This window comes from Rhizobium leguminosarum bv. trifolii WSM2297 (assembly GCF_000271845.1).
Genome location: NZ_JH719393.1, coordinates 408629 through 432764, shown reverse-complemented (window position 1 = coordinate 432764; position 24136 = coordinate 408629). Strand labels below are relative to the sequence as shown.

Here is a 24136-nt window from a genome sequence, read left to right as displayed (position 1 = left end):
ATGGATGTCCCCAGGGACGAGTTTCAGCGGATCCCATGGCGGAAAAATCAATCAAACTCCTGACCTATAACGTCCACAGCTGCATCGGCAGCGATCGTAAGCTCGATCCCGGGCGCATCGCTTCGGTCATCGCCGAGGCGCAAGCCGACATCATCGCTCTTCAGGAGGTCGACGTGCTCAGGCGCAGGACCGGCGGCATCGACCAGGCCCATATGATTGCCTCGCTTCTCAAGATGCAGGCCCATTTTCATCCGGCGCTATCGGTTGCCGAGGAGCAGTATGGCGATGCGATCATCACCGCCTTGCCGACGGGCGCGGTCAAGGCCGGCCCGCTGCCCTCCATCGGCGAGCAGCGCGGCGCCCTTTCAGTCGAAATCCTGGTCGGCGACAGAAAACTGCTGGTCGTCAACACCCACCTCGGTCTTCGCGGCCGCGAGCGCATGCGGCAGATGACGACGCTATTGAATTCGGGCTGGCTGCACGGGACGGCGGACGAACCTCTTCCCACCATTCTTTGCGGCGACTTTAACGCCATTCCGTCGTCGGCGACTTACCGACTTGCCGCGCGATCGTTGAAGGACGCCCAGCTCGCAGGCAATGCGCGGCCGAGAGCAACCTTTCCCGCCCGCTACCCGCTGATGCGCCTCGACCACATCTTCGTCACTGGCGATCTCGTCGTTCATGGGGCGGTGGTGCTCGAAAACCGGTTGGCGCGGGTCGCCTCGGACCACCTACCGCTCGTTGCGGAAATCGGCTTTGCCTGATCGCCCCGTCGCTTGCGAACAGCTACCCTGCATGCGGTGGAAAACGACGTTGACCACCTCCGTCAGCCGGACCGATCAGATGACGGGGCAGAACGCGGCACGGCCGAGGAAACGGGCGCGGCGACGAGGAAACTTGCCGACGAAACGACGACGCTGCCCCCGCCGATCGACCAGTTCCAATTATGTCGCCTGCTCACAATGCGCGGCACGCGTCAGTGACGACTGTAGAGCGGCGGCGCCACCTCTTCATCCACAAGATCCGGGTAGAGCTGCCGCCTTACGCGGTCGAGTGCTTCGGCCTCTTTGCGGTTCCGTTCTAGGAGAACGGCGGTCACATCCTTATAGGGCGCGCCGTCCGACAAGGCGACGCGGACGGTTCCGCCCTGCGAGAGGAACTCGCAGAACGACCTTACCGAGCGAAGACGGGTGGTAATCTCGACATAGCGGTCGTCATGTCCAGGCATGTTCATCTCCCTTGCGGATATAAGATGTCACTAATACTTCGGCGAGAACATGGCGCCCGCTTCAAAACGATTGTAGACCTGATTGGCCGAACCGAATTAACGAACAAAGCACTTTGTCCGAGACCGCCGCGCCTCCGGCGTCATCTTCTGACGAACTTCCGATTCATGGCAGCAACGACCAAGGGCATCGCCGTCGTCGTCAAAGTCCCCAAAGGAAGCTGCCTGACGGCTTTGGTGGCCACGAATGTTACTGCCATTGCGCCTGCCAGCTTAAGCCAGGGCTGAGTGCCAAGCTGCGCATGAGCGCTGGCATCTGCCCACCGGAGGTTCTCCGCAACGACAGTCGCCGCCTGACGTTGGATCACATGAAGGCGAGCACGGAGGTTTTCGAGTTCTTCTCTTAGGTCTCGCAGACGGCCTTCCAGGGCAGGATCATCGGAGACCAGGAGGTCATCCTCGATGATGCCTTCAACAGGAACATGACCGCCGAGTGTCGTAAGATACGCCCGATAGTCGGCCTCGCTCGCGAAGCCCTCACGTCTGATGAGATCAGGATTGGCGTTCGCCTCTTCGAAGGCAGCCGGTGCGGTACCGGCATTGTCGCCCATATCCTTATTTGTGCCGATGTCCCCGAGTTCGTCCTTGAACATAATGCATCTCCAGTTATTCCCTGGCGATAGAACGCTCGACGGCTCAGAAGGATGCATCGGCCGCCGCCCTCCGTTCAAAACGGCGCCGGGTCGGACCTCCGCTCCCGCCAGGGCCGTCATCGTCGCGACGCGCCGAAACGCTCCGGCCGAAACTCCGCCAGCAACGGATGGCGGCGTCCGGTGCCGATCTCGTCCGCCAGCAATTCGCCGGCAATCAGGCCGAGGGTGGCGCCGCTATGACTGAAGGCGACGAAATAACCCGGAATGGACGGCAGTTCGCCGAAGACCGGTTCGCCGTCACCCGGAATGGGCTTCGGGCCGACCCGATAATCTTCGATCTCCAGCGTCGGATTGCCTTCGAGCACCTTCGAAGCCTCGCGCAGCAGCCTCTCCAGCGTCGATTGCCTGACTTCATAGCTGCCGTCGGGCTTCACGCCGACCTCCTCCTCGGACCAGGCGGAGTCGAGCGCGAAGCCGCCGGCGGGCGTCCGCCGGATGGCGACGCGAGGTGTGTTGAGCACGGCTTTCAGCGGATGACGGATCGGCTTGGTCCGGACGAGAAGAGCGACCGGCGTTGCATCGTCGATATGCAGGCCGGCTTCGGCGACGATTGCCGGGACGTCGCCGCCCGCAGCGAGAAGCACAGCATCCGCATCGCGGCGCTTGCCATCCGCCGTTATCACGCCACGGACCCGCCCGCCTTCGATATCAACCGTCGCGCGCTCGACATCCGTGACGATCTCACCACCGAGCGCCCGGAACTCTTCCGCGAGCATGGCGATCAAGGAAGGAAGATCGACCCAGCCCTCGCCAGGGTTGAAGATCGCGCCTTGCGGCGTCACGGCACTCGCATCGACGCCCGGCGTGACCGCGGCAATCTTTTCCGGAGCGACCCATTGCGCGTGATAGCCGAGATCGCGCTCATAGTCGAAGACCTCGGCGATCTCGTTGTCGGCATCGTCCGCATCCCATGTCAGGCCACCATCGAAGCGGAGCCACGGCGCATCGGGATGTCCAGCGGCCAGAGTGCGATAGCGATCCATGCCGGCCAAACGCAGCCGGTGGTAGGCATCGGAGCGTTTGCGCGCCGAGTTGAGCCAGGCGAGCGACCGGCCGGAGGCGCCGTTGGCCAGAGGGCCGTCATTGATCAGCAGGGTGCGAATTCCGAGCCGCGCCAGATGAACGGCCGTCGAGACGCCAAAGATTCCGCCACCGATGACGACGACCTTTGAGGGTTTGGTGGAAGCGTTCATGTCGATAACCTTGTTTCCTTGCTCTTGCTTGATCGAACGAAATTCGGCGCACCCGGCCTAAAGACGACCGGGGCTGCACTCTGCGTAGCCTCAGGCATTTCAGAGGACTTCCGCAAGGAAGCGCTTCAGCCGCTCGCTTTTGGGGTTGTCAAATATTTGCTCCGGGCAGCCGGCTTCGACGATGCGGCCCTCATCCATGAAGACGACCTGGTCGGCCGCCCTGCGCGCAAACCCCATCTCATGCGTCACCACTGCCATCGTCATGCCCTGGCGGCCGAGAGCCGCCATCAGGTCGAGAACGCCCTTTACCAGTTCGGGATCGAGCGCACTCGTCACTTCGTCGAACAGGATGACCTCCGGATCCATGGCGAGCGCACGCGCGATGGCGACACGCTGCTGCTGCCCGCCCGACAGACCTGCCGGGCGATGATCCCTGCGCTCTGCAAGACCGACCTCGGCCAAACGCGCCTCGGCGATGCGCCGCGCCTCCTGCTTCGGCAACTTCTTGATCTCCGTCAGTGAAAGCATGACGTTCTCAAGCGCGGTGTGATCGGGAAACAGGTTGAAGTGCTGGAACACCATCCCCACGCGCCGGCGCAACCGCTCCGCTTTCATGGCCAGAATGCTTTCGCCATCGAGCAGGATGTCGCCGCCTTTCGGTTCCACCAGCCTGTTTATGCCCCGCAGCAGCGTCGATTTTCCCGAGCCGGAGGGGCCAATGATACAGGTGACAGTACCGGCGGCGATGTCGAGATCGACACCCTTCAGCACGTCCAGATCGCCATAGGCCATGCTGAGGCCACGGATATTCAGAGCGCCGCCCTTGAAGCGCGGTTCCGTCTCCGCGACAGATTTGGTCGCGGGCTGCCGGCCGACAGCGGTTTGCAGCTCGCTCACCTCGACCAATCCGCTCGCAACACCCGAGCCGCGGCCTTGTTTTCCCAGGCGCAGTCTCGCGTCGACGTAGTTTACGAAGTGGGTGAGCGGCACTGTGATGACGAGATAGAAGACGCCGGCCAGCAACAAGGGCGACAGATTGCCGGTGACGACGGCTTGATCCTGACCGACGCGGAAGATCTCCCGCTCGGAGGCAAGCAATCCCAGGAAATAAACGAGGCTCGAATCCTTGACGTTTCCTATGAATTGATTGACCAGCGCCGGCAGAACGCGCCGGATGCCTTGCGGGATGACGATCAGGCGCATGCCCTGCCCGTAGCTCATGCTGAGCGCCCGGCAGGCTTCCATCTGACCGCGCTCGACGCTTTGGATGCCCGATCGGAAGATTTCGCCGATATAGGCGCCGGCGATCAGACTGAGCGCCAGGATGCCGAGCGGGAACGGCGACGGACCGAAGAACTCCCGCCCGATCCGGGCAAAACCCTGACCGATGATCAGGATCGTGACGATCGCCGGCAACCCGCGAAAGACATCGGTGTAGATGCGCGCCGGCAACCGCAGCCAGCGGGACTGCGAGATGCCCATCACAGCAAGAACCATGCCGATGACGACGCCGAGTACGGTCGAGGCGGCAGCCAGGATCAGGGTGTTCTTCAGGCCTACGCTAATCATGCTCGGCAGCACTTCCGCCATGGCGTCCCAATCCAGGAAGCTGCGGCGCAGATTTTCAAGCCAGTCCATCGATATCCCCATTAAACCCCGTGCCGGGCATGGCGCCGCGGAGGTCAGCCGGCCGCTAAGGGCGGCCGGCTTGCGGCCTCACTTCTTGGGAAGATACTGGTCCGGCATCGGCGAGCCTGGGAACCACTTTTCATAAAGGGTCTTCCAGGTGCCGTCCTGCATCGCATCGTGAAGGGCGCCGTTTAAAGCCGTGCGTAAGGCATCATTTCCCTTCCGGATCACAAAGCCCGCCGGCGCATCGAAGGACGGGATGTTTACCGCAATCTTCAACGCAGGATAACGCTCGCCATATTGTTTGGCGGCCTCGTAGTCGAGAAAATGCGCATCGACCGTTTGGTTGTTGAGGGCGGCCACGGCGGAATTGTTGTCGGGAAATTTTACGAGATCGGTTTCACCGAAATTCTTGGCCGCATAGATTTCCTGCAACGTCCCTTGCACGACGCCGAGACGCTTGCCCTTGAGGCCACCGGCATCCTTGATGCCGGCATCGGCGGTCAAGACCGAGAGATAACCGGCAAGATAGCCGTCGGAAAAGTCGACGGTCTTCTTGCGGGGTTCGGTGGTACCGATCGCCGCAACGGCAACGTCGAACCGTTCGTTTGCCACCGACGGCAACAGTGCCGAAAATTCCTGGCCGGTGAACGTCACCTTATCTTTGGGGAAACCAAGGCGGGAGACGACGTTGAGAAACAGCTCGATATCGAAACCCGTGAACTGGCCGTCTGCCGTCGCGAACGTATAAGGCTTGGCATCACCCATCGTGCCGACGCTGATCACACCGGGTTGGATGAGGTTATAGGGATTGTCGGCCGCGGCCGCGGAACCTGCCCCCAACGCAAGAAGGCACGTCAATACGCCGGCCCACAATCGAGCGAGGGTGGCCGCAAATTCAAAAAGCTTCATCTTCGTTCTCCGCTCTGAAAGGAAATGCTCTTATCGGCACGCCTTGCTGCCCTGCCCACCGCGTGGCCGCGGCGGGGCTTTGAGTACAAGATACCGGTCTCCCCTGTAAAGAGACCGGTCTCACAACATATTTGATATCTGTCAATTGACCGGTCGTCAACAACTCTTGTAGTCCTCAACGCATGGAAGATTCCGCCAATCAGAAACGGTCAGTCACGGTCGCCGACGTCGCGAAGGCCGCAAAAGTCTCAAAGGCGACGGCCGCCCGCGTGCTCGGCGGCTACGGCGTGGTCAGCGCCAAGATCACAGACCAGGTCATGGCCGCCGCAACTGCGCTCGAATACCGTCCAAACGAACTCGCCCGCAGCATGAGCACCGGACGGTCCGGCATCATCGGCGTGGTTGTCGGCGATATCGAGAACGCATTCTTCAGCTTGGCGGTGCGCGGCATCAGCGATGCGGCCCGCCTCGCGGGCTTCAACGTCATCATCGCCAATTCGGGGGAACAGCTTGATGCCGAAAGATCCGCCGTCGACCTTCTGATAGGCAAGCGCGTCGATGGCCTGATCGTCACGCCGGCACGCTGCGACCGCCTCGATCACCTGCAGCACGTCCGCCGCGCCGGCGTGCCACTGGTTCTGTTCGACCGGGCCATCCCGGAACTTGATGTCGACGCCGTGACGGGGGATGACCGTGACGCGGCGATCACCGCGACCCGGTACCTCATCGATCAAGGACATCGCCGCCTCGCCTATGTCTCCGCCATGGACGCCGAGGACGGCGGGCTCACCGATATCGGACGGATCTCAAATTCCGCCGTGCGCGAACGAGTTGAAGGCTTCGTGACCGTCCTGACCGAGGCGGGTTCGCCGAACCCTCTTCATTTTATCAGGCTCGGCGCCACGAACCAGCAGCAGACGGATGCGGTGATTAAACGCTTGCTCTCAGAGACATCGCCGCCGTCGGCGCTGATGGCATCCGACAGTCTGGTGGGTCTGCGCATTTTCAAGTCGCTGCAAACGCTGGGCCTGTCGATACCCCGGGATATCTCGATGATTTCTTTTCTGGACGCCGACTGGACCAGCGTCACCGTTCCACCGATCACAATCGTTGACCAGCGCGTCTATGAGCTTGGCAAACTCGCGGGAGAACGACTCGTTGCTCGGATCGAACGCATCCCTCTTGCCGTCGAACGGCTGCGCGTTACCACGCGCCTTGTCGTGCGCGGCTCCGTTGCAACGATCGACCGGTGAGAGCCGGGCTCAAGCCGCTCGCTCTAGCCTTTTGTTTTACGCAATTTCGCACGGGAAACCGCTTGGCACTTTCCCCTGAATTCCTCTAATCGTAGAGCTCGCCATGACCAATCTGCTCCTGCCTGGCAGATGCATCACTGATAACGGGGTCATCGGCCGGATCGGGATCTTTCTTGTTGGCGTCGCGTAGAAACTGTGCAGCTTCAAGCAGCGCCGCAGTTATCTCTTCGGTTGCCCATCCGGCTTCATTGGCGGCGGCAATCAATCTTTCCAAGGCGTCGCGCGCGGCATCGGTCGCCTCTTTGAAGCGTTGCACAGGCGCTTCGGTTTTCGGCGGTGGAAAGGTCATCGGCATTCCCTCCGTGGATCTGGCTGTTGGAGATGAACGCAGCCCGCGGGAAATGGATGCATGACCAGGCCGATTTAACACGCGGATGCCTTATCCGCGCACGGCAGTCGAAATTGGCTTTCCGCTCAGATGACCGTCTGCAACAGAAAAGGAGAGCGCTCGAGCGGACGCTGGGCAAGGATCCTCAGCATCGCCGGGCCCTGTATGCCAGTGGTCGTCGTAGTGCGGCCGTCGTGATAGACCACCGTCATGACGCGGCTGAGGCTATCGTACCTGATCTGGGCGATCGTGCGGGTGTGAACCGGAAAGATGAATTCGTGGGCCTGAGACTTTCGCCTGGAGCGCTTCGAGCTCATCGTGATGCCCCGGCAAAGCAATAGCAGTATCGGCCCGGCCGTCCCCGGCTCAGGACACGTGTGATAGTTGGCAACACATCCCTCATCGAGTATCTCCAATGCGCTCAAAAATCGACCAAGCGACCAAGCGGTCAGCTCCGGCGATCGAACCGGCGACCTGAGCTTGGCCTCACCCTACCGATGCCGATCAAGCACATATTGCTTCCATGGTCGCGTGACATCGGCGTGACATGCAGATCGCCGGCCGAAAACCTGTCCGGCACAGGTATTGCGAATCATGCCCCGGGGAAACGACAGCCCATCAGTGCAATGTTCCATGTATCCCATGGGCTTGGGCGGCCTGCGGCCAGCATTCGACGGTGCGTGCGAGCGACCGAATAGCTTCGCCGACGAAGAAGACCGCATCACCGAGCCGTTCGATCTCGTAATCGAGTTCGTATACCTCGACTTCATCAAGCCCCTCACTGTCCAACAGCCGCCTGCTGGCCTCGATCAGGCGCTCCGTGCGCCCGACTATATCAAGAGCGCGTCGTATGATGATGTCGAGCATGCAGCTGCCCCCGCTTGGATGAGCAAGTGTCGGGCATAATCGGGATGCTGACAATCCCGAAATCTTGTCAGATGCGCTCGCGGATAGTCTCGTAAAGATCCCTCAACTCGCGCAGCGCCGGTTGATGGCGACGGCGCGGCGGAGAGGCACTGCGTGCAGCGAAGGCGAATGCACCCACAGCAGCCGCAACGATGAGGAGAGTCGAGACCGGATAGAGCTTCACCGTCGCTTCCGTCTGACGCATTGCTTTTCGGGCACCTGCCTCTACCGATCGAGCGCCATCGAGGATCTGTTGCTGGAGGGCGTCGATTTGCTGTCGCAGCGTGTTCAACTCTTCCTGCAGGCCGTGATCAGGCTGTCGGGGAACGCCGACAGAGGCCGTGTTCGTATCGATGACGGCTTTCGGCACCGGCTCGCCAATCTTGGCGCCTTGGGTGTCGAGGGTCATCGTCTCAGTGCTCTTGCGTCGCGGCATGTTCAATTCTCCTTCCCTAACCTGTTCTAGTCGTCGTCGAACGAGAAGACCGGCCGGTAGTGACGCGCGGCGATCAGCAAGCTCCGGTCAGGCTGGATGATGTAAATTTCCTCGACCTGACGTCCCCATTGATCGGTGAAGCTGTGCGGGAAGGACGAACCCACGGGCGATTTCGTCAACTTCGTGCGAGGCTGACCATTATACGTGATGCTGCCGGGAATGGGGGCCAATCCCCCCGACGAGTAATAGCCCGCGCCGGTCGTACAGCCCGTCAGAATAACGGCAAAGACCAGCCCAAATCCCATGCTCCGGTTCATTGAAACCTCCAGCTGTCCCGTCCTTTGCGCGTCACTGACTTTATCGCCAATGTAACAAGGGAAGGCAGACATTGTTCCAGAATCGGCAGAAGGCGTGGGAACAAGTCGCTCGGAACGTCGTGACGCTCGACTTGTGGATCAAACGTGGGATCGGCATGGCTCGAGGCCGGCCTTTAGAGATGTCGTCAGACGGCGACACCAGGAATGGGCAAGCCCAGGATCGTGGCGTGTTCACGGAGTTTCTCCCAAGCCACCTCCCCGACAGGCACGCCTTCTTGCAACGCCAGACGACGCTTTCGTGCCGCGCTATCACCCGGCATGCGGACCGGGCCGTTGTTCCAGGACGCCGGCGGATTGCTGCGGCATGCGGAGGCGAGGAAATCGGACTGCGCCGTAAAAGCATCCAGCCCGGCGAAAAAGGCGGGGTCGATAACCTGCAGAAAAGCGCTCTGCGAAAACACACCATGCGACGCGTTTGCCCGCCCCTTGCCGGAAAGCCCCTGTCCCAGCAATTCGACGATCAGCCCGAGCCCAAAGCCCTTGTGTCCCTTCAGCTGGCCGCCAAGGGGCATCATCGTCCCGCCACGTTCCGTCACCTCGCGCGGATCATCGGTCGGCTCGCCTGCGGCGGTGAAAGCCCAAGCCTCGGGGAACTTCTTGCCTGCTTTCGCCAGGTTTTGCGTCATCGTCGTGGTGGTGATCGAAGCCGAGACGTCGATCAGGATCGGATCCGTGGATGTCGGGAAACCCGCCGCCATCGGGTTCGGCGTCAGGAGCGGCTTGGTGCCGCCATAGGGCGCGACGCGGCTTGCCGCGGGATGCGACACCGACAGCTGCACGATCAGTCCCTGCTCGGTAACCTGGCGCATGAAGGCTGACAGAGCGCAGGTATGGTGGCAGTTTCGGATTGCCGCAGTGACGACGCCATGATCGCGCACGCGTTCACAGGCTTGCTCGATCGCCTTGGTCAAAAGCCATGCGCCTGGCAAGGATTTGCCGTCCCAGACAAAGGCTGCGCCGCGGTCATTGACCACCTCGTAGCTGCCCGACTTCGCCAGCGAACCCTCCTCCAACGCTTCGACATACCAATTCAGCAGACTGACGCCATGCGTCTCGTGGCCGATCATGTCGCCTTCCACCAGGACGGCGGCCGTGGTTTCGGCCTTGTCGGGCTCCATCCCGGCGCGGGTCAAAATCTGCTCGGCGAATTGGGTGAGGGCAATGCGATCAATCAGAGGCATGGGCATCCGTCCGTCAGGGCGTGGAAAGCGCGGGCCACAGGAGGCCCGCGCTCAAGTCCGCAAGGTTACTTGAAGCGGATCTGCGACAGCTGCAGTTCGGAATTCGTTGCGATCGTCGGCTTGAAGTCGAGACGCGACGAAACGCGGGTGAAACCGACCATGTGGAACATCGGAATATCGGCGATGATCTCGGTGTTCACCTTGGCGAACAGCTCCTTCCAGAGTTTTGTGCGCTCGTCGCCGGTTGCCGAGGTCGCCTTTGCGATCAGGGCATCGACCGCGGGATCCCGAACCATGGAGTGAGAGCCGTCGCTCGCATATTTCACGAATGCGGTGAAGACGGGATCGCCGGTCGCATTGTCGTGTTGCGACTGGGTCAAAGTCGGACCGGAATCGGCGACGAAAGGGGCAACGAAATAGCCGTTCCACACGGAAACGTCGTACATGTCGAGCTTGACGTTCAAGCCGACGTCCTGAAGCATGGCCATCATCGCTTCCATGGCTTCGGTGGCGTTGGGATATTGCCCGTTGCGGCCGATGATGCGGATCTGCTGATCGACCGGAACACCGTCAGCTTTCGCCGCTTTGACCAATTCCTTTGCTTTTTCGGGATCGTAGGGCCAGGCCTGGATATCGGCATTGTAACCGATCGTGGTCGGCACGACGAGCTGTGTGGCGATCTTTGCCTGTTCGGGAAACAGGGTTCCGAGCATTGCCTGACGATCGATGGCGAGGTTCATCGCTTCGCGTACACGCCGGTCGTTGAGCGGCGCTGCGCGGGTATCGATGCGCAGCGATGTGGTCTCCGAATTTGGATAGGCGAAATCGGTTTCCTTGTTGGTGGCATCCTGTACCGATACGGCCGGAACGATATCGGCTTCGCCGGCATCGACCATGGCGGCCGCGACAGCACTGTCTGAGCGGAACAGGTAGGTCGCCTGCTCCACCTGCGGCTTCTCCCCCCAATAGTCCGGATTGTGCTTCAGCACGATCGACTGGCCGATCTCCCATTTGTCGAACGTATAGGGGCCGGTGCCGATCGGCTTGCGGGTGAACTCGTCTGCTGGCGTCGCTTCGGCCGGCTCCACGGCCATCACCGTCATCAGCAACGGAAGAATTGGCTGCGCCGGTTTAGTGGTAATGCGGATCGTGTTGGCATCCGGCGTCTCGAAACTGAATTCCGTGCCGCCGAAATATTTGCCGCCGGTCTCACAGCTGAGTTTCTTGTTCTTGTTGCGCTCGATCGTGAACTGGACATCCTTGGCAGTGAACGGCTTGCCGTCGTGCCATTTGACATTCGGGCGCAGCTTGAACTCCCAGGTGTCGTTGTCGATCTTAGACCATTCCGTCGCCAGACGGGGTTTGAGGCCACCCTTGACGTAGTCGAATTCCACCAACATCTCGTTGACGTTTTCAGAAATGACCCGGCCGACGTCCTGGCGCGCTGCCATGCAGGGCTCGACGACATCGACGGTTTCGGCAAGCACAACAGTGACGTTGCTCTTCGCATCTTCAGCGTGAGCCGAGCCTATGCTCAACCCGATCACCGCGGTTGAAAAGCAGGCTGCTACCAAATGAAGTTTCATTTCGTTCTCCTCCCATGCGCCCTCGGCGCTCCTTCCAGCAATTCGTCTTCTCTTTCGGTGGTCCGGCCCTCGCCTCCTCCTGCGAGGGCCAATCTAATGCATAAGCGCACTAATATACTAGTTGAGAAGTGCGATCAAGCGCGGCGCCCCAAGCGCGGGCCTTAAGACTGTCTGAACGCTCAATTTTTAGGCTGCCGAAGCGAGGCCGCAGATCATTTCGACCTTGTCACGGGTAAGGTCGGTCCGCGGCTCACGCCTTGGTCCTACCTCGCAGCCGGCGAATGATCTGGCGAAGTTTCGCCGCGGCGATCCATTGGGCACGGCCTCAGTTGCGCAGATCTTGGGGCAACAGGCCGGCGGGGAAATTCTGGTAGGCGACGGGGCGCAGAAACCTACGGATCGACATGGTCCCGACGCTGGTCGCACCGAAATTGGTCGAAGCCGGGTAAGGTCCGCCATGCACCATGGAATCGACAACCTCGACGCCGGTTGGGAAGCCATTGACCAGCAATCTGCCCGCCTTCCTTTCAAGGATCGGCAGCAGGTCGCGGGCAAGGCCAAGATCTGCGTCGTCCATATGGATCGTCGCGGTCAGCTGACCCTGGAAGCTCTCGGCAAGGCTGACCATCTCTCCCGGCGAGTTGACGCGCACCACCAGGCCGAGAGAACCGAACACCTCTTCGCTGAGCGAGTGATCGGCAAGCCAGGCCGAGCCATTGGTCTCGAACAGGTTCGGAACTGCATCCCGGCCCGTACTCTCTGTCGCAAGAACCGGCGCGACGGCATTGCTTGCCCGCATGCGGTCGACACCTTCGTGATAGGCGGTGGCGATGCCGTTGGTCAGCATCGTCTGCGGCGCCACCTTTTCGAGCGCCGACTTGGCGGCACCGATGAACCTGTCGGCCTCCGGCCCGTCGAGGACGACGGCAATACCGGGTTTGGTGCAGAACTGGCCGGCGCCAAGCGTGAGTGAGCCGGCCCAGCCCGAACCGATTGCCTCCGCCCGGGCAGCAGTGGCAGCCGGCAGCAGGAACATCGGATTGACGCTGCCGAGTTCACCGAAAAAGGGAATGGGCTCAGGGCGCTGGGCACAGAGGTCGAAGAGCGCACGGCCGCCGGCAAGCGATCCGGTAAAGCCGACGGCCTTGATGGCGGGATGCGTCACCAGAGCCGTTCCGACATCACGGCGCCCTCCCTGGATCAGGCTGAAGACGCCGGCCGGCATGCCGGTGCGTTCGATCGCAGCGGCGATCGCCTCGGCAATGATCTCACCTGTGCCGGGATGGGCTGAATGTCCCTTCACCACCACAGGGCAGCCGGCGGCAAGCGCGGCTGCCGTATCACCGCCGGCCGTCGAGAATGCCAGCGGAAAATTCGAGGCGCCGAAGACGGCGATCGGGCCGATCGGACGCTGCACCAGACGGATCTCGGGCCGCGGCGCCGGTTGCCGGTCGGCAAGTGCTGCATCGATACGCGCGTCGAGATGTTCGCCCTTGCGGATATGCTCGGCAAAAAGCTTGAGCTGGCCGGTGGTGCGGGCACGCTCGCCGTTGAGCCGACCTTCCGGAAGCCCGGTTTCCTCAGTTCCGATCAGGGTGACGGCCTCGCCGCGTCTGTCGATCTCCTCGGCGATTGTCTCGAGGAAGATGGCGCGCTCCTCACGTGTCTTTGCTGAATAGGCAGCGAATGCCGCTTCGGCGGCGCGGCAGGCGCGGTCGACCAGTTCCGTTGTACCAACGGCGAAGTCGTGTGCCTGCCCGTGCGCAGGCTCGGACCGAAATGTCGTCGTTCCGGCAATCCACTCGCCGGCGATGAAATGCCTGCCTGAAGGGGTCCAGCTCATTGTTATCCTCCTTGACGGAGCCTCGCTCCGTCCTTGTACGGTGATCGCGCAAGATGCGCCGCTTTAGCGGCCATTCACCTTCCGCCACGCGGCAAAGAGCGTCAAATTGCTTTCATCGGTGGCCGGGTAGAGGCCAATGATCGTATGTCCCTGCTTTACCCGTTCGGTGACGAAGTCCTCGTATGCGGTCATTTCGACGGCTTCATCGGCGATCTCGTCGGCGATCTCAGCCGGGATGACGATCACGCTGTCGTCGTCGCCGACCATGATATCGCCCGGGAAGACCGCCACATCCCCGCAACCAATCGGTACGTTGATGTCGATCGCCTCATGCAACGTGAGATTCGTCGGGCTGGAGGGACGATGGTGATAGGCGGGCATCTCGAGGCCGCCGATGGTCATGGCGTCGCGGAAGCCGCCGTCGGTGACGACGCCGGCCCCGCCCCGCATCATCAGTCGGGTAATCAGGATGTCGCCGGCGGAGGCTGCGCGCGGATCCTTGCGGCTGTCCATCACCAGTACATGGCCTTCGGGGCAGGTCTCGATGGCCAGCCGTTGCGGATGTTTGGGGTTGCGAAAGACGTTCATGGCGTTGCGGTCCTCGCGCGCCGGCATGTAACGCAGGGTGAAGGCCGGCCCGACCATATTGCGGCCTTTCGGCTGCACCGGTCGAACATCCTGGATCGTCTGGTTTCTCAGGCCGCGCTTGAACAGCGCTGAGCAGAGCGTCGCGACGGAGACACCCGTCAGCTTTTCACGGGTTGCGGGATTCATATTTCCTTCTCCTCGTTCAAATTCAAAGGCCGAAGCTGTGCTTTTCCACTGTCCAGTCACGGGCTTTGCCCGTCAGGCTGCAGCCGAGCCCCGGACGTGCGGGCACGATCATCCGGCCGTCCTTGATGTCGAGCTGCTCGTTGAACAGCGGCGCCAGCCAATCGAAATGCTCCACCCAGGGCTCGTGCGCATAGGCGGCCGCCAGGTGCAGATGGATTTCCATGGCGAAATGCGGCGCCAGGCGCATACGTTTGGCCTCGGCCTGCGTGCAGATGCGCAGAAAGGGCGTGATGCCGCCGACCCGGGGCGCATCCGGCTGAATGAAGTCGACCGCATCGGCGCGGATCAGGGCCATGTGCTCGTCGGCGCTTGCCAGCATCTCGCCGGTGGCGATCGGCGTGGCGAGTTCGCGCGCCAGCGCGGCATGGCCCTCGGCGTCATAGGCATCGAGCGGTTCTTCGATCCATTCAAGATTGAGCGGCTCGACCAGCCGGCCGAAGCGCAACGCCGTCGTGCGGTCCCATTGCTGGTTCGCATCGACCATAAGCGGTACACGGCCATCGATATGGCTGGTCACCGCATCCAGCCGGCGAAGGTCGATCATCGGATCCGGCTGCCCGACCTTGATCTTGATGCCGCCGATACCGGAGGCGATCGAGTGATCGATGGCATCACGGATTTCCTCAACGCTCGACGACAGGAAACCGCCTGAAGTGTTGTAGCAGGCGACGCTATCGCGATGGGCGCCCAGCAGTTTCGCAAGCGGCAGGCCGGCCCGTTTCGCCTTCAGGTCCCAGAGGCAGATGTCGATGGCGGCAATTGCCTGCGTCGCAATGCCGGAGCGGCCGACCGAGGCCCCTGCCCAGCAGAGCTTGTCCCATATCCGTGCTGTATCGTTGGGATCTTCGCCGATCAGGTTGTCGGCAATCTCGCAGGCATGTGCATAAAGGGCAGGCCCGCCTGCCCGCTTCGAGTAACTGAAGCCGAGGCCACTATGGCCAGCTTCGGAGACGATCTCGCAAAACAGAAACGCCACTTCCGTCAGCGGCTTCTGCCGGCCCGTCAAAACCTTGGCGTCGCTGATCGGCCGCGCCAGCGGCAGATAGGCGAGCGACAGCGTGACCGATCGGATGGCGTCCAGCTTGGCCGGGCCGGTAGCCAAGCCAGCCTTGGGTGGTTGTGCGGGGATCGTGCGTCTATTGGGATCAAACATCGTGGTTCCCTCAGTTGATAGCCGGCTCAGGCGTCTTGCCACCGAATTCCGTCGTCAGGAAGTCGAAGTCGCAGCCTTTGTCGGCCTGCTCGATATGGCTGGAGAACATGAAGCCATAACCGCGCTCATAATGCCGCGTCGGCGCCACCCAGGCGGTCCGCCGCGCCGCGATCTCCTCTTCGGAAACCAGCATATTGAGGCTGCGTGAGGGAATATCAAGCTCGACCATGTCCCCCGTTCTCAGCAATGCCAGCGGCCCGCCGATATAGGATTCCGGTGCGACATGCAGTACGCAGGCGCCGAAGCTGGTTCCGGACATGCGGGCATCCGAGATGCGCACCATGTCGCGCAGGCCGAGCTTCAGCAGCGCCTTCGGCATCGGGATCATGCCCCATTCCGGCATGCCGGGCCCGCCCTGGGGGCCGGCATTGCGGAGCACCAGCACGGTGTCCGGCGTCAGCGGATAATCCGGATCGTCGATAATCTTCTTCATCTCGGCATAGCTGTCGGCAACCAGCGCCGGACCGCGATGGCGATGGAATTTCGGGTCGCAAGCCGCCGGCTTGATGACCGCGCCATCGGGACACAGGTTTCCCTTCAGCACGGCCAGCGAGCCTTCGTGATAGACCGGGTTCGACAGTGGCCGGATGACGTCGTCATTGTAGATCTTCACCTGGTCGAGGCCGTCTATCAGAGGTTTTCCCGTGACGGTAATCGCGGTTGGATCGAGCTTGTTGCCGAGCTGCTTCATCAGCGCCCGCAAGCCACCGGCATAAAAGAAATCCTCCATCAGGTAGGTCGAACCAGACGGCCGGATGTTGGCCAGCACCGGTGTCGTGCGACCAATGCGATCGAGGTCATCGAGCTCCAGCGGCACGCCGGCGCGCCGCGCCATGGCGATCAGGTGAATGATCGCGTTGGTGGAACAGCCAGTCGCCATGGCGACGGTGACGGCATTTTGGACCGCGGCCTCCGTGATGATCCGGTCCGGCGTCAGGTCCTCCCACACCATATCGACGATCCGGCGGCCACAGGCTGCCGACATGCGCTGGTGGTTGGCGTCGGCTGCCGGAATCGAGGACGCGCCCGGCAGCGTCAATCCCATGGCCTCGGCGATCGCTGTCATCGTCGAGGCCGTGCCCATGGTCATGCAATGGCCATAGCTGCGGGCAATTCCGCCTTCGATGCCCTGCCACTCCTCCTTGGTGATCGTGCCGGCACGCCGCTCGTCCCAATATTTGAAACCATCGGTCCCGGAGCCCAGGGTCTTGCCGGCATAATTGCCGCGAAGCATCGGGCCGGCCGGAAGATAAACGAAGGGAATCCCCATGCTGACGGCGCCCATAACGAGACCCGGTGTCGTCTTGTCGCAGCCACCCATCAGCACGGCGCCGTCGACAGGATGGCTCCGCAACAGCTCCTCGGTCTCCATCGCCAGCATATTGCGATAGAGCATGGTGGTCGGCTTGACGAAGTTTTCGGAAAGAGAAAGCGCGGGCAGCTCCATGGGGAACCCGCCCGACTGAAGAATTCCGCGCTTCACCCATTCGGCACGCTCGCGGAAATGCATGTGGCAGGGCTGGGCATCGGACCAGGTATTGATGACGGCAATGATCGGCTTTCCCCGCCAATCCTCCGGCGCATAACCCATCTGCATGGTCCGCGACCGGTGACCGAACGAGCGCTGGTCATCCGGCAGCATCCATCGGGCCGACCGCAATTGCTCGTAAGTTTTCCTAGCAGTCACGGCTTTCTCCCATCTTTTTGAGCGCTCATCTCCGTACACTCCCTCAACTGATATTTTAGTTTCCCATATATATCAACGGCAACTTTGCATTCTTGTGCATTAGGTCGTGCAAAGCTATGAATGGAGTGAAAGGATTGCCTCACATGAATTCCCAGTTCGCTTCCACATTCGGCCTGACTGCACCCGGCTTTCCGGTCGCGGCCGGCAGCACGGTCCAGCGGGTCTATGATGATCTCAGAAAACGCATCATCACCATTCAGCTGCCGCCGGACACCACGCTGTCGCGCACCGAGCTGACCGAGACTTATGAAGTCAGCCAGACTCCCATTCGTGACGCGTTGCAGCTCCTCAAACAGGAAGGTCTGGTTCGCATTTATCCGCAGTCCCGCACTGTGGTCACCAGGATCGACGTCCTGCAAATTTACGAGGCGCATTTCCTTCGCGTCGCACTGGAATCGGAAGTCTGCCGCCGCCTCGCGACCGATCCGGACCCGGACCCGAGCGTCATCACCCGCGCCCGCTCGATCATCAAAATGCAGTCGGCAGTCGCCGACGATGTCGATCAGATTGCCATCTTCCAGGAGCTCGACGAGCTCTTTCACCAGACATTGTTCGCCGGCGCCAAACGCAGCAGCCTGCATCAGCTGGTTCGCGAGCGATCCGGCCATCTCGAGCGCATTCGTCGTCTGCATCTGCCCGAAAAGGGCAAGATCATGAGCATCCTCGATGGTCACCACGCCATCATCGACGCCATTGCCGCCCGTGACGAACAGGGTGCCGTCGATGCGATCCGTGAGCATCTCAGCCAGACCGTCGCAAAAGTCGAAGAGCTCCGTAAGGAGTTTCCCGATTACTTCGTCTGAACCGTCCGCGCCGGGGATTTGCGCCTGAATCAATTGACCGGCGTCAGCAACGGCCTGCCTGCGAAGAAGGCGGCAAGGTTGTCGACGGTCAATTGCGCCATCCTGTCGCGCGTTTCCTCGGTACCGCTGGCGTGATGGGGATAGAGCACGACGTTGTCGAGTGCTGCCAAGCGCGGATCGGGATTGGGTTCGTTCAGGTAGACATCGATGCCGGCCGAAGCGATCCGCTCTTCCTGCAAGGCCGCGATCAGGGCCGGCTCATCGACCACGGTGCCGCGGGCAATGTTGATGAAACTGCCCGCCGGTCCGAGCGCATTCAGCACCTCAGCCGAAATCAAGCCTTCGGTCGAGGGCCCGCCCGGCGTCGCCACGATCAGGATATCGGCCCAGTCGGCCAGTTTTACCGGGTCGGCGAAATAGGCAAACTCGTTATCGGCTTTTTTCGTCCGCCCATAATAGCCGACCGTCAACCCGACAGCCTCGCAGCGCCTGGCAATCGCCATGCCTATGCGGCCGAGGCCAACGATGCCGGCCCTTTTGCCCGAGGTCGACGTCGTCAGCGGCATCATGCCTTTCTTCCCCCAGTCGCCGGAACGCACATAACGATCGCCTTCCGGCAGGCGCCGGCGCGCCGCCAGCATCAAAAGCAGCGCCGTGTCGGCAACGTCGTCGCAAAGCACTTCGGAGGTGTTGGTGAGCTTGATGCCGCGCCGCGTCATCGCCTCGACATCCATCTGGTCGTAACCCGCCGAGGAACAGGCGGCCAGCTTCAGTGCCGGCAATTTCGCAAGCAGCACCTCGTCGATCGTCACATGGCCGTTGCAGACCAGCGCCGTGCAGATCGGGCCGGCTTTCTCAAGCAGAGCATCCCGTTGCTCTCCTTGTGCAAGATCCAGCCGGTGCAGCGTATAGATGTCCTCCAACATTGCCATCTGACGGGGCCGGAGCGGATAGGCGACGATGACATCGGGCTTCATGCGGGAACAAGTCCTTCCTGTTGGAGACGGGCGGCGCGGCGCGTGGCCTGAATCTCGGGATCGGGATCGAGGCTGGCGGCAAGCAGCGCCTGGGTGTAGGGGTGCGACGGCGCGTTGAAGATCTGGGCCACCGGCCCCTCCTCGACAATCTCGCCGGCCTTCATGACGATGACACGATCGGCGAAATCGCGAACCACCGGAAGGTCGTGTGCAATGAAGAGATAGGACAGGCCGAACTCGCGGCGCAGGCCTTCGAGCAAGGCAATCACCTGCGCCTGGATCGACACGTCGAGCGCCGAAACCGCCTCGTCGCAGATGATCAGTTTCGGCTCCATCGCCAGCGCGCGAGCAATCGCGATGCGCTGGCGCTGGCCGCCGGAAAATTGATGCGGATACCGGTCGGCCATCTCAGGCTTCAGGCCAACCTTGACCAGCAACTCGGCCACCCTCTCCTTCCATCTCGCTTTCGGCAGGATATCGGGGTGAATGACCCAGGCCTCGGAGATCAGCCGGAACACGCTCATCCGCGGATTCAGCGACTGCGTCGGGTCCTGAAAGACCATCTGCAAATCGCGACGCAGCCCGAATATTTCCCTCGGCGACATCGCCAGCAGATCGTTGCCGCGGTAGAGGACCTGGCCCTCCTGCGGATCGTCGAGGCGAACGATCGCCCGGGCAAGCGTCGACTTGCCGGAACCGCTCTCACCGACGACAGCAACGGTTTCGCCGGGCATGATGACGACGTCGACGCCTTTCAGCGCCTGGAATGCGCCGAAACTCTTCTTCAAGCCGATGGCGCGCAGCAGCGGTTCTCCCTGCCGGTCACGCTCCTGTGCCATCGCGCCCTTGCCGGGCGCGGCTGCAATCAGCTTCTTGGTATAGGGGTTCTGCGGGTTGCGATAGATTTCGCCCGCATTGCCCGTTTCGACGATACAGCCGGCATTCATCACCACGACCCGGTCGGCGATCTCGGCCACGACGCCGAGATCGTGGGTAATCAGCAGCAGGCCCATTCCGGTTTCCTGCTGCAATTCCTGCAGCAGTTCGAGCACCTGCGCCTGCACCGTAACATCGAGCGCAGTGGTGGGTTCATCTGCAATCAGGATATCGGGCTTACAGGCGATCGCCATGGCGATCATCAGGCGTTGCCGCTGCCCGCCGGAGAACTGGAACGGATATTTCCGCATTGCCGCCTGCGGATCGATGATGCCGACCCGCTGCAGGAGTTCAAGCGCCCTGGCACGGGCCTGCTCTGCGGACTGACCATGCGTGGTCATCATCTCGGTGATTTGCCAGCCGACCGTGTAGACCGGGTTCAGATGGGCCAGCGGGTCCTGAAAGATCATGGCGATCCTGGCGCCGTTGATCGAACGCCGCTCCTCGGGCGTCATTTCCAGCATGTCGCGCCCATTGAGCAGAATGGTGCCGCTGGTGATCTTGCCGGGTGGCATGTCGATCAGGTTCATGATCGCCGAGGCGGATACCGACTTGCCCGAACCGCTTTCCCCGAGGATCGCCAGCGTCTCGCCGCGATCGAGATGCCAGCTGACGTCTTGCACAGCCTTGACGGTGCCGCTGACCGTGTGGAACTCGACCGAGAGGTCGCGCACTTCCAGAAGATGTTCAGCCATTTTTCCTGCCCCTCATTTCAAGGCGCCAGCGTTGCGTCGGATCGAGCGCGATGCGCAGCCAGTTCGACAGAAGGTTGAGCGACAGCGTCGTCAGGATGATCGCGAGGCCCGGCCAGAAGGACAGCCACCAGGCATTGGTGAGATAGGGCCGCCCCTGGGCAACCATGAGACCCCAGGTGATCTCAGGCGCCTGAATGCCGATCCCAAGGAAGGACAGCGAGGATTCGGCCAGCATGACGAAGGCGAAATCAAGCGTCGCGATGGTCACCAGCGTCGGAAAGATCACCGGCAGGATGTGATGGAAGACGATACGCCAATAGGATGCTCCCATGACCTTCGCCGCCTGCACGAACATCCGCTCGCGCACCTCAAGCACCTCGGCACGGGTGGTGCGCAGATAGATGGGAATGCGGGTGATCGCCAGGACGAGGACGATATTGGTGACCGAGGGTTCGAGCATATAGAGCACGATCACCGCCAGAAGCAGCGACGGGAAGGACATGATGACGTCGCCGAGCCGCATGATCCATTGAGCGGCGGAAGAACGGCTGTAACCCGCCACCAGTCCGAGCCCCGTGCCGACGACAGATGATGCAAGCACCGCCGCCGCGGCAACCAGGATGGTGTTTTGCGCCGCCACGACGACGCGGGCAAGAAGCGGCCTGCCCAGCGCATCGGCTCCAAGGACGTAAAGCAATCCGCGGGTGATATCGAACGGCGGCGCGTTTCGGCCCCGCAGGTTCTGCTTGGTGGCGATGCTCTCCAGCAGAAACGGCCCAAACAGCGCGCAGAGAAGAACGATCAGGAGGAACAGCGCGGCGAAGAAGGCGAGCTTGTCCGCCCACAGCATGCTCAGCCAGCGGCCGATCGGGCCTGTCGGTTTTTTCTCGATGAGGATCTGCGTGTCGGTCATCGTCATCGCTCAATACCGGATACGCGGATCGAGCAGCGCATAGGCGATGTCGATCAGCAGGTTCATGATGAAGATCGCCAGTGCCGAGACCATGATGACGGCCAGCACGACGGCGAAATCGCGAAGCAGGATGGAATCGATCATCAGCTTGCCGATTCCCGGAAAACCAAACACCGTCTCGACGACAACGGCACCGTTCAGGATGGCGGCCGCCTGGTCGCCGATGACGGTGATCACCGGCAGCATGGCGTTGCGCAGCCCGTGAACGAAGATAATCGAGTTCGAACGGACACCCTTGGCGCGAGCCGTCTTCACGTAGGCGGAAGACAGGACGCTGATCATCGAACCGCGCACCACCTGCAGGATCAGGCCGAAGGGCCGGATGAACAGCACGCTGACCGGCAGCACCCAATGCCAGACAGTTCCCGTTCCCGATGTCGGCAGGACATGCAGTTTGACGGCGAAAATGACGATCGCCACGATGGCAAGCCAGAAATCAGGCGCCGCGGCGCCGATCAGCGAGAAGAAGGTGGCGAGACGGTCGAAAACGCCGCCGACGCGAAACGCTGCGAGCGAGCCAATGACGATCGCAGCGACGGTGACCAGCGCCATGGTGATGACAGCCAGCCAGAAGGTCCAGACGAAAGCCTCGAGGACGACATCCATGGCAGGACGGGCCTGCCGCAGCGACTGGCCGAAATTTCCCTGCGCGAGATCTGAGACATAACGGCCGAACTGAATGATCAACGGGTCGTTAAACCCGTTCATTTCACGGAATTGCTGGCGCATGTCCGTGGTTGCATCAATAGGAAGGTAGAGGTCGGTCGGATCGCCGGTCAGCCGGGACAGGAAGAAGACGATGACGATAAGCACCACGAGCGATACGCCGCTGGCGATCGCGCGTTTGCCGATGAAACTCTTCATGCCACTCCTCCCGAGTGAAACCCATAGGAACCGAAAGCCTGGTCATCGCTTGTCGCCCGCCAGGCGCCGCCGTCGACAGCAGCAACTGAAATATTAGTTCATCTAGAATTTTTGTGAACCCCCTTTCTTATCAACCGGCGGCTTTCGTCTCCACGCCATACCGCCGGTGCCGATGATCGTCGCGCCAATGATGACCGCCGCGCCGATCCACGTCTGGGGGGCAGGAACTTCCGAGAAAAACAAGAAGGCCATCAGCGCCACGACCGGCAGCCTGAGAAAGTCGAGCGGCGCCAGAACGCTTGCAGCCGCCATACCGAAGGCGCGTGTGATCAGCGTCATATTAAATGCGCCGAGTGCCCCCTGCATGGCGAGCAGCCCGAGTTGGCTACACGTCGGCAGTGACCAGACCGGCAGCATGACGATTAGGACAAGCGGCACCGTGGCGATCAGATTCCATGCAACCAGCCGGTCCGCGCTGTCCCTCAATGCCATCCGCCGCAGCATCAACTGGCTGGCCGCGGTCAAGACCGCTCCCACCAGCGCAAAAAGCAGCCATTGATCGAAACCGGACGGTCCGGGGCGAATGATGATCATGACGCCGATAAAGCCTGCGGCAATGCCGGCGACGCTGGCGGCGCCGACACGTTCCTTGAGCACGAGCCACGCACCGAGAACCAGGAACATCGGCATGGTGAAATTGATCGCCGTTGCATCGGCGAGTGGCGCATGCGCAAAGGCGACGAACAAAGCAACCAGTGAGGCGAGCTTCAGACCAGCACGCACGCCATGCAGGACCCGGTAGGGAGAGGCTCTCAGACCAACGCGAGACACGATCCACGGCGAGACGGCAAGAAGTCCGAAAAACGACCGGAAAAAGCCAATCATCAACGGATGCACCTCGCCGGCCAGCAAACGCACGATGATTGCGTCAAGACTGTTCAAAAAGGCTGCGGCCACCATCATTCCGACGGCAAGGCCTGTACGACCGGGCTGCATTGCGTTTCTCCTGATTGAACGAATGCAGGCCGGCCCATATCGTATGGTTCGATATAGCAAGTGCGGTGACCAACATCTCCCGACGGTGTTAGCCCGATCCCTCAGTCGCCGTCCATACTAAAATACAAATATATCAGTGGTGAGAGAATGCCGCTGGAGCTGCTCTTCGCGTGGGCTGAAGAGCGTCCAAATTCCGGCGAATGATTCCCGCCATCGCAATTTGGGTTGCAAGAATCGAGGGAATACACTCTACGTCTCAGAATGAGCCGCACAACGTCCCATGCTAGAGAAAATGCCGCCGTCCATCCTCGAGGGAATGCCGGCTATGTTTCTTCAGCCCGACGGTCCCGGCGGTGCCTAACCTCCTCACCGCCCAATTAGCTGCCAGATGTACCGCGACATCCCAGCCAGCTCTCAGGCCTGAGAGCCGGATGGGTAGGTCCGGAAATTTCCCAA

General features: G+C 61.4%; 24 protein-coding genes. 3 read left to right on the top strand and 21 right to left on the bottom strand.

The annotated features are described in order from the left end of the window. Nucleotides 1-35 precede the first annotated feature (35 nt). Nucleotides 36-764: an endonuclease/exonuclease/phosphatase family protein gene (locus RLEG4DRAFT_RS05795; protein WP_003576005.1), complete on the top strand. Its 729-nt coding sequence runs from the start codon at nucleotides 36-38 to the stop codon at nucleotides 762-764. Between the two features lie 212 nt (nucleotides 765-976). Here RLEG4DRAFT_RS05795 and RLEG4DRAFT_RS05785 read toward each other — a convergent pair whose 3' ends face one another. The 5 genes from RLEG4DRAFT_RS05785 to RLEG4DRAFT_RS05765 all read right to left on the bottom strand — a co-directional run bounded on the left by RLEG4DRAFT_RS05785 (nucleotide 977) and on the right by RLEG4DRAFT_RS05765 (nucleotide 5672). Continuing rightward, nucleotides 977-1228 (bottom strand): hypothetical protein, encoded by a 252-nt coding sequence (locus RLEG4DRAFT_RS05785; RefSeq protein ID WP_003576004.1) that lies wholly within the window; start codon nucleotides 1226-1228, stop codon nucleotides 977-979. A gap of 140 nt (nucleotides 1229-1368) precedes the next feature. Further along, entirely contained in the window at nucleotides 1369-1878 is a 510-nt protein-coding gene (locus tag RLEG4DRAFT_RS05780) for a hypothetical protein (protein WP_003576003.1), read from the bottom strand. A gap of 116 nt (nucleotides 1879-1994) precedes the next feature. Next, nucleotides 1995-3131 carry an NAD(P)/FAD-dependent oxidoreductase gene (locus RLEG4DRAFT_RS05775; protein ID WP_003576002.1) on the bottom strand — a complete coding sequence of 379 codons (1137 nt, stop codon included), beginning with the start codon at nucleotides 3129-3131 and terminating at the stop codon, nucleotides 1995-1997. Between the two features lie 99 nt (nucleotides 3132-3230). Continuing rightward, a complete protein-coding gene (locus RLEG4DRAFT_RS48460) occupies nucleotides 3231-4769 on the bottom strand; it encodes an amino acid ABC transporter permease/ATP-binding protein (RefSeq protein WP_003576000.1) in 1539 nt (512 codons plus the stop codon). A 78-nt stretch (nucleotides 4770-4847) separates the two neighbouring features. Continuing rightward, on the bottom strand, nucleotides 4848-5672 hold the full coding sequence (locus RLEG4DRAFT_RS05765) for an ABC transporter substrate-binding protein (RefSeq protein ID WP_003575997.1): 825 nt from the start codon (nucleotides 5670-5672) through the stop codon (nucleotides 4848-4850). Nucleotides 5673-5854: 182 nt separating this feature from the next. Between RLEG4DRAFT_RS05765 and RLEG4DRAFT_RS05760 the strand changes: the two genes are divergently transcribed. After that, nucleotides 5855-6925, top strand: coding sequence for a LacI family DNA-binding transcriptional regulator (locus RLEG4DRAFT_RS05760; RefSeq protein WP_003575995.1), 1071 nt, complete (start codon nucleotides 5855-5857; stop codon nucleotides 6923-6925). An 85-nt stretch (nucleotides 6926-7010) separates the two neighbouring features. Here the strand turns inward: RLEG4DRAFT_RS05760 and RLEG4DRAFT_RS05755 are convergent, their stop codons facing one another. The 11 genes from RLEG4DRAFT_RS05755 to araD all read right to left on the bottom strand — a co-directional run bounded on the left by RLEG4DRAFT_RS05755 (nucleotide 7011) and on the right by araD (nucleotide 17376). After that, nucleotides 7011-7274: a hypothetical protein gene (locus tag RLEG4DRAFT_RS05755; RefSeq protein WP_003575993.1), complete on the bottom strand. Its 264-nt coding sequence runs from the start codon at nucleotides 7272-7274 to the stop codon at nucleotides 7011-7013. Between the two features lie 125 nt (nucleotides 7275-7399). Beyond that, the gene (locus RLEG4DRAFT_RS05750; protein WP_037093443.1) at nucleotides 7400-7630 is read right to left on the bottom strand and encodes a hypothetical protein; all 231 of its coding nucleotides are present in this window, start codon (nucleotides 7628-7630) and stop codon (nucleotides 7400-7402) included. A 301-nt stretch (nucleotides 7631-7931) separates the two neighbouring features. After that, nucleotides 7932-8180 (bottom strand): hypothetical protein, encoded by a 249-nt coding sequence (locus tag RLEG4DRAFT_RS38490; protein WP_003575989.1) that lies wholly within the window; start codon nucleotides 8178-8180, stop codon nucleotides 7932-7934. Nucleotides 8181-8247: 67 nt separating this feature from the next. Beyond that, nucleotides 8248-8655 (bottom strand): hypothetical protein, encoded by a 408-nt coding sequence (locus RLEG4DRAFT_RS05740; protein WP_003575987.1) that lies wholly within the window; start codon nucleotides 8653-8655, stop codon nucleotides 8248-8250. A gap of 26 nt (nucleotides 8656-8681) precedes the next feature. Then, nucleotides 8682-8972, bottom strand: coding sequence for a hypothetical protein (locus tag RLEG4DRAFT_RS05735; protein WP_003575986.1), 291 nt, complete (start codon nucleotides 8970-8972; stop codon nucleotides 8682-8684). Between the two features lie 185 nt (nucleotides 8973-9157). Then, on the bottom strand, nucleotides 9158-10219 hold the full coding sequence (locus tag RLEG4DRAFT_RS05730) for an Ldh family oxidoreductase (RefSeq protein ID WP_171898181.1): 1062 nt from the start codon (nucleotides 10217-10219) through the stop codon (nucleotides 9158-9160). A gap of 59 nt (nucleotides 10220-10278) precedes the next feature. Then, complete coding sequence (locus tag RLEG4DRAFT_RS05725; protein ID WP_003575982.1) at nucleotides 10279-11799, bottom strand: ABC transporter substrate-binding protein; 1521 nt, start codon at nucleotides 11797-11799, stop codon at nucleotides 10279-10281. Between the two features lie 325 nt (nucleotides 11800-12124). After that, the gene (locus RLEG4DRAFT_RS05720) at nucleotides 12125-13642 is read right to left on the bottom strand and encodes an aldehyde dehydrogenase (NADP(+)) (RefSeq protein ID WP_003575980.1); all 1518 of its coding nucleotides are present in this window, start codon (nucleotides 13640-13642) and stop codon (nucleotides 12125-12127) included. A 63-nt stretch (nucleotides 13643-13705) separates the two neighbouring features. Further along, nucleotides 13706-14416, bottom strand: coding sequence for a ribonuclease activity regulator RraA (locus tag RLEG4DRAFT_RS05715; RefSeq protein WP_003575979.1), 711 nt, complete (start codon nucleotides 14414-14416; stop codon nucleotides 13706-13708). 22 nt (nucleotides 14417-14438) lie between these two features. Continuing rightward, complete coding sequence (locus RLEG4DRAFT_RS05710; RefSeq protein ID WP_003575977.1) at nucleotides 14439-15629, bottom strand: L-talarate/galactarate dehydratase; 1191 nt, start codon at nucleotides 15627-15629, stop codon at nucleotides 14439-14441. Nucleotides 15630-15639: 10 nt separating this feature from the next. Next, nucleotides 15640-17376 carry an L-arabinonate dehydratase gene (araD, locus tag RLEG4DRAFT_RS05705; protein ID WP_003575976.1) on the bottom strand — a complete coding sequence of 579 codons (1737 nt, stop codon included), beginning with the start codon at nucleotides 17374-17376 and terminating at the stop codon, nucleotides 15640-15642. Nucleotides 17377-17519: 143 nt separating this feature from the next. Here araD and RLEG4DRAFT_RS05700 point away from each other — a divergent pair, with 143 nt between their 5' ends. Continuing rightward, nucleotides 17520-18239 carry a GntR family transcriptional regulator gene (locus tag RLEG4DRAFT_RS05700; protein ID WP_003575975.1) on the top strand — a complete coding sequence of 240 codons (720 nt, stop codon included), beginning with the start codon at nucleotides 17520-17522 and terminating at the stop codon, nucleotides 18237-18239. A gap of 29 nt (nucleotides 18240-18268) precedes the next feature. On the opposite strand, the gene RLEG4DRAFT_RS05695 is transcribed toward RLEG4DRAFT_RS05700, so the two are convergent. The 5 genes from RLEG4DRAFT_RS05695 to RLEG4DRAFT_RS05675 form a co-directional block, all read right to left on the bottom strand. Further along, nucleotides 18269-19216, bottom strand: coding sequence for a 2-hydroxyacid dehydrogenase (locus RLEG4DRAFT_RS05695; protein ID WP_003575974.1), 948 nt, complete (start codon nucleotides 19214-19216; stop codon nucleotides 18269-18271). Beyond that, entirely contained in the window at nucleotides 19213-20847 is a 1635-nt protein-coding gene (locus RLEG4DRAFT_RS05690; RefSeq protein WP_003575973.1) for an ABC transporter ATP-binding protein, read from the bottom strand. Before RLEG4DRAFT_RS05690 ends, RLEG4DRAFT_RS05695 begins: the two co-directional genes overlap by 4 nt. Then, entirely contained in the window at nucleotides 20840-21760 is a 921-nt protein-coding gene (locus RLEG4DRAFT_RS05685; RefSeq protein ID WP_003575972.1) for an ABC transporter permease, read from the bottom strand. Before RLEG4DRAFT_RS05685 ends, RLEG4DRAFT_RS05690 begins: the two co-directional genes overlap by 8 nt. Nucleotides 21761-21769: 9 nt before the next feature. Further along, nucleotides 21770-22684 carry an ABC transporter permease gene (locus RLEG4DRAFT_RS05680; RefSeq protein ID WP_003575971.1) on the bottom strand — a complete coding sequence of 305 codons (915 nt, stop codon included), beginning with the start codon at nucleotides 22682-22684 and terminating at the stop codon, nucleotides 21770-21772. A gap of 102 nt (nucleotides 22685-22786) precedes the next feature. Continuing rightward, complete coding sequence (locus RLEG4DRAFT_RS05675; protein ID WP_003575970.1) at nucleotides 22787-23680, bottom strand: DMT family transporter; 894 nt, start codon at nucleotides 23678-23680, stop codon at nucleotides 22787-22789. Between the last annotated feature and the right edge of the window lie 456 nt (nucleotides 23681-24136).

Bases quoted from the DNA above. Each gene is read 5' to 3' on its own strand.
- RLEG4DRAFT_RS05795 (WP_003576005.1), top strand. From the start codon at position 36: ATGGCGGAAAAATCAATCAAACTCCTGACCTATAACGTCCACAGCTGC.
- RLEG4DRAFT_RS05785 (WP_003576004.1), bottom strand. From the start codon at position 1,228: ATGCCTGGACATGACGACCGCTATGTCGAGATTACCACCCGTCTTCGC.
- RLEG4DRAFT_RS05780 (WP_003576003.1), bottom strand. From the start codon at position 1,878: ATGTTCAAGGACGAACTCGGGGACATCGGCACAAATAAGGATATGGGC.
- RLEG4DRAFT_RS05775 (WP_003576002.1), bottom strand. From the start codon at position 3,131: ATGAACGCTTCCACCAAACCCTCAAAGGTCGTCGTCATCGGTGGCGGA.
- RLEG4DRAFT_RS48460 (WP_003576000.1), bottom strand. From the start codon at position 4,769: ATGGACTGGCTTGAAAATCTGCGCCGCAGCTTCCTGGATTGGGACGCC.
- RLEG4DRAFT_RS05765 (WP_003575997.1), bottom strand. From the start codon at position 5,672: ATGAAGCTTTTTGAATTTGCGGCCACCCTCGCTCGATTGTGGGCCGGC.
- RLEG4DRAFT_RS05760 (WP_003575995.1), top strand. From the start codon at position 5,855: ATGGAAGATTCCGCCAATCAGAAACGGTCAGTCACGGTCGCCGACGTC.
- RLEG4DRAFT_RS05755 (WP_003575993.1), bottom strand. From the start codon at position 7,274: ATGACCTTTCCACCGCCGAAAACCGAAGCGCCTGTGCAACGCTTCAAA.
- RLEG4DRAFT_RS05750 (WP_037093443.1), bottom strand. From the start codon at position 7,630: ATGAGCTCGAAGCGCTCCAGGCGAAAGTCTCAGGCCCACGAATTCATC.
- RLEG4DRAFT_RS38490 (WP_003575989.1), bottom strand. From the start codon at position 8,180: ATGCTCGACATCATCATACGACGCGCTCTTGATATAGTCGGGCGCACG.
- RLEG4DRAFT_RS05740 (WP_003575987.1), bottom strand. From the start codon at position 8,655: ATGCCGCGACGCAAGAGCACTGAGACGATGACCCTCGACACCCAAGGC.
- RLEG4DRAFT_RS05735 (WP_003575986.1), bottom strand. From the start codon at position 8,972: ATGAACCGGAGCATGGGATTTGGGCTGGTCTTTGCCGTTATTCTGACG.
- RLEG4DRAFT_RS05730 (WP_171898181.1), bottom strand. From the start codon at position 10,219: ATGCCCATGCCTCTGATTGATCGCATTGCCCTCACCCAATTCGCCGAG.
- RLEG4DRAFT_RS05725 (WP_003575982.1), bottom strand. From the start codon at position 11,799: ATGAAACTTCATTTGGTAGCAGCCTGCTTTTCAACCGCGGTGATCGGG.
- RLEG4DRAFT_RS05720 (WP_003575980.1), bottom strand. From the start codon at position 13,642: ATGAGCTGGACCCCTTCAGGCAGGCATTTCATCGCCGGCGAGTGGATT.
- RLEG4DRAFT_RS05715 (WP_003575979.1), bottom strand. From the start codon at position 14,416: ATGAATCCCGCAACCCGTGAAAAGCTGACGGGTGTCTCCGTCGCGACG.
- RLEG4DRAFT_RS05710 (WP_003575977.1), bottom strand. From the start codon at position 15,629: ATGTTTGATCCCAATAGACGCACGATCCCCGCACAACCACCCAAGGCT.
- RLEG4DRAFT_RS05700 (WP_003575975.1), top strand. From the start codon at position 17,520: ATGAATTCCCAGTTCGCTTCCACATTCGGCCTGACTGCACCCGGCTTT.
- RLEG4DRAFT_RS05695 (WP_003575974.1), bottom strand. From the start codon at position 19,216: ATGAAGCCCGATGTCATCGTCGCCTATCCGCTCCGGCCCCGTCAGATG.
- RLEG4DRAFT_RS05690 (WP_003575973.1), bottom strand. From the start codon at position 20,847: ATGGCTGAACATCTTCTGGAAGTGCGCGACCTCTCGGTCGAGTTCCAC.
- RLEG4DRAFT_RS05685 (WP_003575972.1), bottom strand. From the start codon at position 21,760: ATGACCGACACGCAGATCCTCATCGAGAAAAAACCGACAGGCCCGATC.
- RLEG4DRAFT_RS05680 (WP_003575971.1), bottom strand. From the start codon at position 22,684: ATGAAGAGTTTCATCGGCAAACGCGCGATCGCCAGCGGCGTATCGCTC.
- RLEG4DRAFT_RS05675 (WP_003575970.1), bottom strand. From the start codon at position 23,680: ATGCAGCCCGGTCGTACAGGCCTTGCCGTCGGAATGATGGTGGCCGCA.